The organism is Streptomyces sp. NPDC059456 (assembly GCF_042750055.1).
Taxonomy (GTDB): domain Bacteria; phylum Actinomycetota; class Actinomycetes; order Streptomycetales; family Streptomycetaceae; genus Streptomyces.
The window spans coordinates 1-12,177 of record NZ_JBHYVA010000214.1 but is presented as its reverse complement, the minus strand read 5'-3'; the positions used below and the strand labels follow the sequence as shown (position 1 = coordinate 12,177).

The 12,177-nt window shown below is 73.2% G+C and carries 12 protein-coding genes and 1 tRNA gene; 7 read left to right on the top strand and 6 right to left on the bottom strand.

The window, feature by feature from the left end; translation table 11 throughout:
• The coding region (locus ACFXA3_RS20065) for a RimK family alpha-L-glutamate ligase (protein WP_385188473.1) at positions 1 to 658 on the top strand (658 nt) is incomplete at its 5' end.
• 93 nt (positions 659 to 751) lie between these two features.
• Positions 752 to 1,657 (top strand): DMT family transporter, encoded by a 906-nt coding sequence (locus tag ACFXA3_RS20060; protein WP_385188471.1) that lies wholly within the window; start codon positions 752 to 754, stop codon positions 1,655 to 1,657.
• Positions 1,658 to 2,138: 481 nt separating this feature from the next.
• Here ACFXA3_RS20060 and ACFXA3_RS20055 read toward each other — a convergent pair whose 3' ends face one another.
• The 6 genes from ACFXA3_RS20055 to ACFXA3_RS20030 all read right to left on the bottom strand — a co-directional run bounded on the left by ACFXA3_RS20055 (position 2,139) and on the right by ACFXA3_RS20030 (position 6,358).
• Positions 2,139 to 2,948 carry a BTAD domain-containing putative transcriptional regulator gene (locus tag ACFXA3_RS20055; RefSeq protein WP_385188470.1) on the bottom strand — a complete coding sequence of 270 codons (810 nt, stop codon included), beginning with the start codon at positions 2,946 to 2,948 and terminating at the stop codon, positions 2,139 to 2,141.
• Positions 2,949 to 3,157: 209 nt separating this feature from the next.
• Positions 3,158 to 4,144 (bottom strand): aldo/keto reductase, encoded by a 987-nt coding sequence (locus tag ACFXA3_RS20050; protein ID WP_385188468.1) that lies wholly within the window; start codon positions 4,142 to 4,144, stop codon positions 3,158 to 3,160.
• 151 nt (positions 4,145 to 4,295) lie between these two features.
• Complete coding sequence (locus tag ACFXA3_RS20045; protein WP_385188466.1) at positions 4,296 to 5,420, bottom strand: acyl-CoA dehydrogenase family protein; 1,125 nt, start codon at positions 5,418 to 5,420, stop codon at positions 4,296 to 4,298.
• A gap of 117 nt (positions 5,421 to 5,537) precedes the next feature.
• A complete protein-coding gene (locus ACFXA3_RS20040) occupies positions 5,538 to 5,738 on the bottom strand; it encodes a dehydrogenase (protein ID WP_385188464.1) in 201 nt (66 codons plus the stop codon).
• Between the two features lie 29 nt (positions 5,739 to 5,767).
• The gene (locus ACFXA3_RS20035) at positions 5,768 to 5,965 is read right to left on the bottom strand and encodes a hypothetical protein (protein WP_385188463.1); all 198 of its coding nucleotides are present in this window, start codon (positions 5,963 to 5,965) and stop codon (positions 5,768 to 5,770) included.
• A 321-nt stretch (positions 5,966 to 6,286) separates the two neighbouring features.
• Positions 6,287 to 6,358, bottom strand: a tRNA-Arg gene (locus ACFXA3_RS20030).
• Positions 6,359 to 6,511: 153 nt separating this feature from the next.
• Here ACFXA3_RS20030 and ACFXA3_RS20025 point away from each other — a divergent pair.
• From ACFXA3_RS20025 to thrC, 5 genes are all read left to right on the top strand, one after another.
• Entirely contained in the window at positions 6,512 to 6,937 is a 426-nt protein-coding gene (locus ACFXA3_RS20025; RefSeq protein WP_385188461.1) for a response regulator, read from the top strand.
• Positions 6,938 to 7,058: 121 nt separating this feature from the next.
• Complete coding sequence (nrtL, locus tag ACFXA3_RS20020) at positions 7,059 to 7,994, top strand: ArgS-related anticodon-binding protein NrtL (RefSeq protein WP_385188459.1); 936 nt, start codon at positions 7,059 to 7,061, stop codon at positions 7,992 to 7,994.
• Between the two features lie 19 nt (positions 7,995 to 8,013).
• Positions 8,014 to 9,405: a diaminopimelate decarboxylase gene (lysA, locus tag ACFXA3_RS20015; protein ID WP_385188457.1), complete on the top strand. Its 1,392-nt coding sequence runs from the start codon at positions 8,014 to 8,016 to the stop codon at positions 9,403 to 9,405.
• 187 nt (positions 9,406 to 9,592) lie between these two features.
• Complete coding sequence (locus ACFXA3_RS20010) at positions 9,593 to 10,897, top strand: homoserine dehydrogenase (RefSeq protein WP_385188455.1); 1,305 nt, start codon at positions 9,593 to 9,595, stop codon at positions 10,895 to 10,897.
• A 6-nt stretch (positions 10,898 to 10,903) separates the two neighbouring features.
• Positions 10,904 to 11,974 carry a threonine synthase gene (gene thrC / locus ACFXA3_RS20005; protein ID WP_385188453.1) on the top strand — a complete coding sequence of 357 codons (1,071 nt, stop codon included), beginning with the start codon at positions 10,904 to 10,906 and terminating at the stop codon, positions 11,972 to 11,974.
• Positions 11,975 to 12,177: the final 203 nt, after the last annotated feature.

The window sequence follows — 12,177 nt, the reverse complement described above, 5'->3', positions numbered from 1 at the left end:
GCTCAAGGCGCGGACCCCGCGGGCGCTCGGCCTCGCGCGGGAGCTGGAGCGGCGCGGGGCCCCGGTGCTGAACTCCGCGGCGGCGACCACGCTCTGCCAGGACCGCACCGCGATGGCGGAGCTCGCCCTGTCCGCCGGTCTGCCGTTCGCCGGCACCCGTACGTACGGCTCCCTCGCCGCCTGGGCGGCCGGGGCGCCGTTCGCCGGCCCGCCCCTCGTGGTCAAGAGCCGGCACAGCCGCCGCCACGACCTCGTCGCCCGCGTCGACGACGCGGCCCGGCTGCGCGAGCTCGCCGGGGCCTGGCCGCAGGAGCCGGTCGTGGTGCAGGAGTTCGCGCCGAACAGTGGCTGGGACCACAAGCTGTGGGCCGTCGGCGACCGGGTCTTCGCCGCGCTGCGCCGCTCCGAACTCGCGCCCGGGGGCCGGGGTCCGACGCGGCCGCTGTCCCCGGCCGAACTGCCGCCCGGCTGGGCGGACCTGGTCCGCCGGACCGGCGAGGTGTTCGGGCTCGACGTGTACGGGGTGGACCTCATCGACACCGGCGCCGGCACCCCGCTGATCGTGGACGTCAACGCCTTCCCCGGCATCCGGGGCCAGGACGGCGCCCCGCAGGCCCTGGCGGCCCTCGCCCTCGACCGGGCCGCCCGCCCCCGCTGAGCGCGCCCTGCCGGGGGGACCGGACGTGCGCAATCGGCGCCGCGGGGCGTGTCGGCGGGCCGCGCCCGCCGCGGACGCCCTGAGGATCGGCGGATGGGCGTCGTGCTGCCGGTCCTCTTCGCGCTGTTCGCGGCGCTCAGCAATGCGCTGGCCACGGTGCTCCAGCGGCGGGCCGCGCTCACCGTGCCGCAGAGCAAGGGCTTCCGGTTCGGCCTCGTCCTGGACCTGCTGCGGCGGCCCGTGTGGGTCGCCGGAATCCTGGCCGTGATCGCGGCCGGGGTGGGGCAGGCCGCGGCGCTGGCCACCGGCGCGCTGGTGCTCGTACAGCCCTTGTTCGTACTGGAGCTGCCGCTCGCGCTGCTGATCGCCTCCCTGCTGACGCGGCGGCGGCTGCCGGGGGCGCTGTGGCTGGCCGTGGCGGGGGTGGTGGCCGGGCTCGGGGTGGCGCTGGCCGCGGCCGCACCCGCCGGGAACCGGACGCACGTACCGGTCGACCGGTGGGTCCCGGCGCTCGCGGTGTGCGCGGCCGTGGTCGCGGGCCTGGCCGTGGCCGGGCTGCGCCGCCCGCCGGGGGCCGCCCCGGGCGGGGGGGGGGGGGGGGGGGGGCGCCCCCGGCGGCGGGCGCGCGCGCGGGGCGGGCGGGGGGGCGCGGCCACCGCCGTCTGCTACGCGCTCACCGCCGCCCTGATGAAGCATTCCGTGTACGTGCTGACCGAGAACGGCATCGTCGGGTTCCTGACGGCATGGCAGACGTACGCGTTCGGCGCGACCGGCATCTGCGCCCTGCTGCTCCTCGAACACGCCATGCAGGGCGGTCCGCTGGTCGCCTCGCAGCCCGCGCTGACGCTGGGCGACGCGAGCGTGAGCATCGCGCTGGGCGTGGCCCTGTACGAGGAACACCTGCGGGCGGGCTGGTGGCTGCTGCCGCAGCTGCTGGGCGTGGCGCTGATCTGCGCGGGCGTCGTCGCCCTCGCCCGGGCCGGCACGGGCGCTCCCTGACGGGCCCGCCGCCGGGACGGCATGCGGACGGCCGCCGTACACGGCCGCGGCGGGGCGGGGCCGTGTACGGCGGAACGGGCGAAGGGCCGGGGACCGGGCGGCCACGGCATGGCGGGGGGCCGCGCGTACCCGCCGGTGCCGGAGCCCGTACGGCCGGGAGGGCGGCGGCCCCGGCCGGCCAACCGGGCGATAGCCCCTGGTCGTTGCGGCGATGGGCGCGGCCCCGGTGACGGGAGCCGTCGTCCCTCCCGGGGGCGTCCGCGCACGACTGGGCTACGATCGCGGCGCATTGACCAGATCATCGTTCCAGGAGGTGTCCGGTGGGCGTCAGCCCCCACGGCAGAGTGCCGATGTCCGTGACCGCGCTGCTGGCGGGCGCCCTGCTGCTCACCGGCTGTTCCGGCGGGCCGTCCCCGGGGCCCGCGGCGGGCGCGGCCCCGCCCGGCCCCCCGCCCCCCCCCGCCGGTGTGGGGGGCGCCGGCTAGGCGGAGAGGGCATGCAGGGTGGGGGAAGGGACCTGCAGGCCGCTGTCGTTGGCCAGGATGGCCTGGTGCAGCCGCTGCAGCCGCGGCGACGGTTCGACCCCCAGCTCCTTGATGAGCGCGTGGCGCAGCGCCTGGAAGGCGTCGAGCGCGCGCCAGGGGTGGCCGGCCCGGTACAGGGCGGTCATCAGCTGCGCGGACAGGGTCTCGTGCAGCGGCTGCTGGCTCACGAGCATGCGCAGTTCGCCGATGATCTCGGCGTGCCGGCCGAGGCTGAGGTCGGCCTCCAGGCGCATCTCCAGCGCCCAGTCGCGTTCCTCCTGCATGCCGATGACCTCGGTGCTGAGGACCTCCCCGACGGGGACGTCGGTGAGGGCGGGCCCGCGCCACAGGTCCAGGGCGCGGCCGAGCTGGTCGGACGCCGTCCGGGGGTCGTTCTCGGCCAGGGTCCGGCCGCCGACGCGCACCAGCTGCTGGAACTTCAGCAGGTCGAGGGAGAACTCCTCGGGGGCGAGCCGGTAGCCGCCGTAACAGGTCGCCAGAACGTCCTTGGCGCTCCGCCCGAATTGCTGCTGCACACCGGCCTGCGTCAGTTTCCGGCGCAGTTGGAGAATGTAGGTCTGAAGGGTGGTGGCGGCGCTGCGGGGAATGGCGTTGCCCCACAATTCGGCCATCAGCGTTTCCACTTGTACGACGCGGCCCGCACGGATGGCGAGCAGCGAGAGGATCTGCCGGGGCTTTCCGGCGGTCGGCACGATGGACATGCCGTTCAGGCGGGCTTCGAGTGGTCCGAGAACTCCGAATTCCATGAATCCAGCTTCGCAGTACCGTCGCACGAGTGACCAGTGACGGCGGCACGAGCGGACATGAAGATCTCATACACGCAGGCCCGCCCGCCTGCTCGGAAGCAGACGGGCGGGCCGGTGGCGGGGCGCCGGTGGCGGGGCGCCGGTCGTGCGGCGCCGGTCGTGCGGTGCCGTGGCGCGGTGCCGTGGTGCGGTGCGGCGCCGGTGAAGGCTCAGCCGTTCACGAAGGTGAGGCCGGTCGCGTCGTAACGGGTGCCCGCGATCTGCTCCGGCGGCGCGGCGGCCTCGATGGCGGCGAGGTCCTCGGGGGACAGCTCGACGGCCAGGGCCGCGAGGTTCTCCTCCAGATAGCTCTGCCGCCGGGTGCCGGGGATCGGCACCACGTGGTCACCCCGGTGCTGCACCCAGGCCAGCGCGAGCTGCCCCGCCTTGACCCCCTTCGCCGCGGCCAGTTCGTCCAGCTTCGCGACGATCGCCAGGTTCCGCTCGCGGTTGCCGTCGGCGAAGCGCGGGTGGCCCCGCCGTACGTCGGTCTCCGCCAGCCCCTCGACCGAGCCGTACCGGCCGGTCAGGAAGCCGCGCCCGAGCGGCGCGTACGGGACGACCCCGACGCCGAGCTCCCGGCACACCGGGATGACCTCCGCCTCCAGGTCCCGGGACCACAGCGACCACTCGCTCTGCAGGGCGGCGATCGGGTGCACCGCGTGCGCCCGCCGGATGGTCTGCGCGCCGGCCTCCGACAGGCCGAGGTGGCGCACCTTGCCGGCCTGCACCAGCTCGGCCATCGCGCCGACGGTCTCCTCGATCGGCACGTTCGGATCGACGCGGTGCTGGTAGTAGAGGTCGATGTGGTCGACCCCGAGGCGGCGCAGCGACGCCTCGCACGCCTCCCGCACGTACGCGGCGTCACCGCGCACCAGGGTGGGGTCGCCCAGACGGTTGGCGAAGCCGAACTTCGTGGCCAGCACGACCTCGTCGCGGCGCCCGGCGACGGCCCGCCCGATCAGTTCCTCGTTGTGGCCGCTGCCGTAGAAGTCGGAGGTGTCCAGGAAGGTCACCCCGAGATCGAGGGCGCGGTGCAGGGTCGCGATCGACTCCGCGTCGTCCGTGGCTCCGTAGCCGTGGCTCATGCCCATGCATCCCAGGCCCTGCGCGGAGACCGCGAGTTCGCCTAAGTACCGGGTGGGGACGTTGGTCATGCTGCTGCCTCCTGGGCTGGGGACCGTCTGCCCACGACGCTAGGTGCTGGAGTGCGCTCCAAGGCAAACGGAAGTATTTCGTCTGGATCGATCAGGGCCGCTCGGGCCGGTCAGGGCCGCTCAGGCCGGCGAAGGCCGGTCAGGGCCGGGGTCAGGGGGCGAACGACCGGGACGCGAACAGCGCCGAGGCCGGATCGAACGTCAGCGCGATGTGCGTGGCGATGGAGTTGACGTCGCGCCAGGCGCGCTGCAGCGGGCTCTCCGTGGTGTGCCCGGAGGTCCCGGCGGTCGCGAACATCCGGTTGACGGCGTTCACGAGGTGCTCGGTGGCCAGCGCGTAGTCGCGTACGTTGCGGGCCGTCTCCTCCTGCGTGATCCGTACGCCCCGGTCCGCGACGGCCGCGGCCCGCTCCAGCAGCAGCATCGCAGCGTCGATCTCACCGGCGCTGCGGGTCAGGACCGCCTCGTACGTGCTCCGGGCAGGACCGGGAACCCCCGGCCGGCCCGCACCCCGCGCCAGCCGCTGCGCGGTGTCGGCGGTCCACAGCGCGAGCGCCCCGCGCGCGGCACCGAGGGCGGCGGGCGCACACGACAGCCCGTTGACGGCCTGGATCGGCACGGCGTGGCAGGCCGCCGACGAATCCGCCGGCCGGCCGTCGAAGAGGGACTGCCGGCTGATGCTGCGCGCCTCGGGCACGAACACGTCATCGACGATGACCGTATTGCTCCCGGTACCCCTCATCCCGGACCCGGTCCAGGTGTCCTTGATCGCGTACTCGGTGCGCGGCAGCGCGAACAGCCGCGCACCCCCGTCACCGGGCAGCATCGCGCACACCACGGCCCAGTCGGAGTAGTCGACGCCGCTGATGTACGCCCAGGACCCGGACACGCGCCAGCCGCCCGGCGCCGGGGTGGCCTTGCCGAGGGGGGAGAGCGAGCCCACGACGAACGCGTCGGGCCCCTCGGCCCACACCTGCGCCCGCCCGTCCGCCGGCAGGCAGGCGGCCACCCGGGCCAGGCTCGACGCGACCGAAGCACACCACGCGGTGGCCGCGCAGCCCTCGGCGACGGCGGCGACCGCCGCACCGAACTCCGCGAACGTACCCTCCACGCCGCCCTGCGCGGCCGGCACGAAGTGCCGTGCGAACCCCGCCTCCAGCATCCGCGCCACCACATCGGGAGTCAGCCGCCGCTGCTCCTCCGCATCACGCGCCCGCCGCCGCCCCAGCTGGGCCAACGCCGCCGCCCGCTCCACGAGCCCGGTCCCCGTAACCATCCCGCCTCCTCGTCAACGCCGATAAGCGGACCGGACCATGACACACCCCGGTAGACCCCAACTCGTCCCGCCCTAGAGCGGCCCCGCGCCCGCTCGCACCGGCAGCCACGCCGGACGTCAGCGGAACAGCTCAGGCACGGGGCAGGCTTCCAGCGGCTCGTCCGGCCGGTCGGCCCAGCGCCACCACACATGACGGCCCGGGCACTTCCACAGCGACCGGCAGGTCCGCTGGCCGTCGTCCTCGCGCCGGCAGAGCACGAGCCCGCCGAATCTCAGGGCCAGGCTGCACTCGGGACATGCGGGGGCTTCGTTCGTCATGCCGGGCTCCCCGGGTGTGGATGCATGCCTCATGGCCGACGGTAGGAGGACGGGTCGGCCCCGGGCAGCGGCGCTCTGCTGAGAGCGACGTAGACCGGGAAGCCCTCGTCCCCCACCCGCAGGTTCAGCCACTGGTCGAGATCGTGGTTCGCATAGCGATGCAGGTACTGGAAGAAGAGCTCCAACTCCTCGTCCGACAGCGGCTCATCGTGCCTCTCGCCGCGCATGCCCGCCCCCACCTCTCGCCGTGGCCTCGACTTGGCCTGCGGGAACCCTACGCGTGTACGAAACCCCACTACAAAGAGAAATGAGGAGGCCGCAGAAGCAGCCGCCCGAGGAACGGTACCGACGCGGGCGGAGCGGCAACAGCACGGAGGTGCTGCCGAGTCGACAGGCGCAACGCCTCAAGGGCCGGCGGACCGAAGATCAGCCGGGAAGACAAAGCACCACCCCTGCCGCGCACGGCGCCGCATCCGGCCGCACACACGCGAAGACCCCGGTCTCAGCGTTACCGCTGATGGCGGGGTCTTTGGGCACTTCCTGCGAAGTGCCCCCGGCAGGATTCGAACCTGCGCACACGGCTCCGGAGGCCGTTGCTCTATCCCCTGAGCTACGGGGGCGCGTCGTTCGCGTTGCGGCGACGGGTTGAACACTACCAGCTTCCGCGGGGTGATCAGGAACCGATTACGCGCCTGAGGGACGTGGGTCGCCCGGAGGGGGTGGAAGTGGCAAAAACCCGGACGCGGGGGCTTAGGCGGACCTACTCTCGAGTTGTGCCAGGCGCCTCGGGCCGGGTTCTTGTTGTCGACGACAACAAGGTCATCCGGCAGCTGATCAAGGTCAATCTCGAGCTGGAGGGCTTCGAGGTAGTGACCGCGAACGATGGTGCCGAGTGTCTGGACGTCGTGCACCGCGTGAGCCCCGACGTGATCACCCTTGATGTGGTCATGCCCCGGCTGGACGGGTTCGGGACCGCCGCGCAGCTGCGCGCCGATCCGCGGACGCGGCACGTGCCCGTCGCCATCGTCAGCGCCTGTACGCAGTACGAGGTGGAGTCCGGGATCGACGCCGGGATCGACGCGTTCCTCGCCAAGCCCTTCGAGCCCGCCGAGCTCGTGCGGGTCGTACGCCGGCTCGTCGAGCGCAAGGACCGGCGCGAGCGGAAGGGCGGTGCCCCGGCCGGGCGCGGGCGGGGGTAGCGGGGAGAGGACAGCGAGAGAGGCAGCGGGCGAGGGTAGCGCGGGAGAGGGCAGCGGCGACCGCTGTTCACATGGCGAAACCGTTCGCGGGATGGGTGGGCTTCTCCCCTAGGCTGGTCCCGTGATCCCCGCCGACCTCTCCCGTACCGTCGTGCGCGCCGTGCGCTGCGCCGTCGAGGACGGGGAGCTGCCCGCCGGGGTCGGTGTGCCCGAGCGGGTCGTGGTCGAGCGGACCCGGCCCGGGGGAGTGGGGGACTACGCCACCCCCGTGGCCTTCCACGTCGCCAAGAGCATCGGACGCCCGCCCCGCGACGTCGCCGGGGTCCTGGCCCGCCGGCTCGGCGCCGTACCCGGCATCGAGCGGGTCGAGGTGACCGGTCCCGGGTTCCTCAACTTCGTCATGGACCCCGTGTCCGTCGAGGGCGTCGTGCGCGAGGTGCGGGAGCGGGGGACGGCGTACGGGTCCCGCGCCGCCGGGCCGCGCGCGCTCGTCGTCGCCGAGGCCGTGCTGCGCATCCGGGCCGGCCAGGGCATGGGCATCGGCGAAGCCGCCCCGAAGACGGCCCCCGTCGCCCGGCGCGACGGCGATGTCGTCCGCCTCTACGGGAACGACGCCGCCCGCTGGGCCATGCTCTGCGTCGCACCGCACGAGAGCCCCGCGTTCTCCGGCCGCCTGCTCGTGCAGGACGAGTCCAACGAGTTCTTCCGGGTGCGCTACGCCCACGCCAGGAGCCGTGCGCTCGTCCGCAACGCCGCCCTGCTCGGGTTCGGGAGCGAGCCCGGCGAGGTCCCGGACGGCGGCCCGCTCGCGCAGGTCCTCGCCGACTACCCCCTCGTCCTGGAGTCCGCCGCGCACCACCGGGCGCCGGAGCAGGTCGTCCGCTTCCTCGTCCGTGCCGCCGACGAGCTGCTCGCCTTCCACCACCGCGTCCTGCCCAAGGGCGACGAGAAACCCTCGGCCGCCCACCGCGCCCGGCTGGCTCTTGCCGAAGCCGCCGGGACGGTGCTGGCCGGCGGCCTGGACCTGCTCGGCATAGCCGCACCCGACTGCCTGTGATCTGCGAAGAGAGATACCGATGAGCCGTTCCGCGCACCCCGCCGGGCCCCGTCACGCCGATGTCCTCCCCGAGGGGCACTACTCCCCGCCGCCCGCCGACCTCAACGCGCTCGACGAGAAGGTCTGGTCCCGGACCGTGCGCCGCAACGAGCACGGGGTGGCGACCGTCGGAGGCATCGACGTCACCGCCCTCGCCGAGGAGTTCGGGACGCCCGCCTACTTCATGGACGAAGAGGACTTCCGGGCCCGCTGCCGGGCCTGGGCGCACGCCTTCGGGCCCGACGCCGACGTGTTCTACGCCGGGAAGGCCTTCCTCTCCAAGGCCGTCGTGAAGTGGCTCAGGGAAGAGGGACTCAACCTCGACGTGTGCTCCGGCGGGGAGCTGTCCACCGCCCTCGCCGCCGAGATGCCCGCCGAGCGGATCGCCTTCCACGGGAACAACAAGTCGGAGGGCGAGATCCGCCGCGCCGTCACCGCCGGCGTCGGGCGGATCGTGCTCGACTCCTTCCAGGAGATCGCCCGCGTCGCGCACATCGCCCGGGAGCTGGGCGTGCGCCAGCCCGTGCAGATCCGCGTCACCGTGGGCGTCGAGGCGCACACCCACGAGTTCATCGCCACCGCGCACGAGGACCAGAAGTTCGGCATCGCCGTCGCCGACGGCTCGGCCGCCGAGGCCGTGCGCCGCGCCCTCGGGCACGACAGCCTGGAGTTGCTCGGCGTCCACTCCCACATCGGCTCGCAGATCTTCGACATGGCCGGCTTCGAGGTGTCCGCCAAGCGGGTGGTGCAGCTGCTGGCCGCCGTACGCGACGAACACGGCGTCGAGCTGCCCGAGATCGACCTCGGCGGCGGCCTCGGCATCGCGTACACCTCCTCCGACGACCCGCGCGAGCCCCACGAGATCGCCAAGGCCCTGCACGAGATCGTCGCCCGGGAGTGCGAGTCCGCCGGGCTGCGCGCGCCCCGGATCTCCGTCGAGCCGGGCCGGGCCATCGTCGGGCCCACCGCCTTCACGCTGTACGAGGTCGGGACGATCAAGCCCCTCGAAGGGCTGCGCACGTACGTCTCCGTCGACGGCGGCATGTCCGACAACATCCGCACCGCCCTCTACGACGCCGAGTACGCGGTCACCCTCGTCTCCCGCGTCTCCGACGCCGAGCCCATGCTCGTCCGCGTCGTCGGCAAGCACTGCGAGAGCGGCGACATCGTGGTGAAGGACGCCTTCCTGCCGGCCGACCTGGCGCCCGGTGACCTGCTGGCCGTACCCGCCACCGGGGCGTACTGCCGCTCCATGGCCAGCAACTACAACCACGCGCTGCGCCCGCCCGTCGTGGCCGTTCGCGACGGTCAGGCCCGGGTGATCGTCCGGCGCGAGACGGAAGAAGATCTCCTGCGCCTCGACCTGGGATGATCCACATATTTCTGCGGAAAGCCCCCGGACCCCCAAAATGGATGTCGCCGGGTGACCGGGTGCCCAAGCGTGTCTCACTCAATGGACCGAGGATGGAAAGTGCTGTCCATTGAGTGAGACTGGTTGAGACCCTGGCGCGCAATACCGCGCGCCGGGCGGTGATGGAAGATCGAAAGGCGTAGGTCGAATGATGCGTACGCGTCCGCTGAAGGTGGCGCTGCTGGGCTGTGGAGTGGTCGGCTCAGAGGTGGCGCGCATCATGACGACGCACGCCGACGATCTGACGGCCCGGATCGGCGCGCCCGTCGAGCTCGCCGGCGTGGCCGTGCGCCGCCCCTCCAAGGTGCGCGAGGGCATCGACCCGGCCCTGATCACCACCGATGCGACCGCCCTGCTCAAACGCGGCGACATCGACGTGGCCATCGAGGTCATCGGCGGCATCGAGCCCGCCCGCGCCCTGATCACCACCGCCTTCGAGCACGGCATCTCCGTCGTCTCGGCGAACAAGGCGCTGCTCGCCCAGGACGGCGCGGCCCTGCACGCCGCGGCCGAGCGGCACGGGCTGGACCTGTACTACGAGGCCGCCGTCGCCGGCGCCATCCCGCTGGTCCGCCCGATGCGCGAGTCCCTCGCCGGCGACAAGATCAACCGGGTGATGGGCATCGTCAACGGCACGACGAACTTCATCCTCGACAAGATGGACTCCACCGGCGCCGGGTACCAGGAGGCCCTCGACGAGGCCACCGCCCTCGGGTACGCCGAGGCCGACCCGACCGCCGACGTCGAGGGCTACGACGCCGCCGCCAAGGCCGCGATCCTGGCCGGCATCGCCTTCCACACCCGGGTGCGCCTCGACGACGTGTACCGCGAGGGCATGACCGAGGTCAGCGCCGCGGACTTCGCCTCCGCCAAGCGCATGGGCTGCACCATCAAGCTCCTCGCGATCCTGGAGCGCGCCGCCGACGGGGAGTCCGTCACCGCCCGCGTGCACCCGGCGATGATCCCGCTCAGCCACCCGCTCGCCTCCGTCCGCGAGGCGTACAACGCCGTCTTCGTCGAGGCGGAGGCCGCCGGGCGGCTCATGTTCTACGGTCCCGGCGCGGGCGGTTCGCCGACCGCGTCGGCGGTCCTGGGCGACCTCGTCGCCGTATGCCGCAACAAGCTCGCCGAGGCAACGGGGCCCGGTGAGTCGGCGTACACCCAGCTGCCGGTCAGCCCCATGGGCGACGTCGTCACGCGGTACCACATCAGCCTCGATGTGGCCGACAAGCCGGGCGTGCTCGCCCAGGTGGCGACGACGTTCGCGGAGCACGGTGTCTCGATCGATACCGTACGTCAGCAAGGACGTCCGGACGGGGTCGGCAACGAAGCCTCCCTCGTCGTCGTCACCCACCGCGCACCCGACGCCGCCCTCTCCGGGACCGTCGAGGCGCTGCGGAAGCTGGACACCGTGCGCGGTGTCGCCAGCATCATGCGTGTTGAAGGGGAGTAAGGACCCATGAGCAGCAATCGCACCCACCAGTGGCGCGGCATCATCGAGGAGTACCGGGACCGCCTGCCGGTGACGGACGCCACTCCCGTGGTCACGCTCCGCGAGGGCGGCACTCCCCTCGTCCCCGCGCAGGTGCTCTCCGAGCGCACCGGCTGCGAGGTCCACCTCAAGGTCGAGGGCGCGAACCCGACGGGGTCCTTCAAGGACCGCGGCATGACCATGGCGATCTCCAAGGCCAAGGAGGACGGCGCCAAGGCCGTCATCTGCGCCTCCACGGGCAACACTTCCGCGTCGGCCGCCGCGTACGCGGTGCGCGCCGGGATGGTCTCGGCCGTCCTCGTGCCCCGCGGCAAGATCGCGCTCGGCAAGATGGGCCAGGCCCTCGTGCACGGCGCCAAGATCCTCCAGGTGGACGGCAACTTCGACGACTGCCTCGACCTGGCCCGCGCGCTGTCCGACAACTACCCGGTCGCGCTGGTCAATTCCGTCAACCCGGTGCGCATCGAGGGCCAGAAGACGGCCGCGTTCGAGATCGTCGACGCGCTCGGCGACGCCCCCGACATCCACGTGCTGCCCGTCGGCAACGCCGGCAACATCACCGCGTACTGGAAGGGCTTCAAGGAGTACAAGGCCGACGGCCTGGCCTCCCGTACGCCCCGCGTGTGGGGTTTCCAGGCCTCCGGCTCCGCGCCGATCGTGCGCGGCGAGGTCGTCAAGGAGCCGCACACCATCGCCACCGCGATCCGCATCGGCAACCCGGCCTCCTGGGACTACGCGCTCGCCGCGCGCGACGAGTCGGGCGGCTTCATCGACGAGGTGACGGACCGCCAGATCCTGGCCGCCTACCGGCTGTTGGCGGCCCAGGAGGGCGTCTTCGTCGAGCCCGCCTCGGCGGCGTCCGTGGCCGGTCTGCTCAAGGCCGCCGAGCTGGGCCTGGTCGACCCGGGGCAGAAGATCGTGTGCACCGTCACCGGCAACGGCCTCAAGGACCCCGACTGGGCGGTCGCCGGCGCCCCGCAGCCGGTCACGGTTCCGGTGGACGCGGAGGCCGCGGCCGTCCGGCTCGGCCTGGTCTGACCCGTCCGGGCGTTCGCCCGGACGCCCGTCCGGGCACCCGGCCAGGCCCGTCGGCCTTGGCCGGCCCGGCCCGGCGCCGGAAGAAACACCCCTGAGCCGGGGGGGGGGGGGGGGGCCGGGCGGCCGCCGCACGCCATCGGCGAGAGGCGCCACAAAGAGCAGAAAGAGGCCCAACCAACCGCAGACGACACACACCACAAACC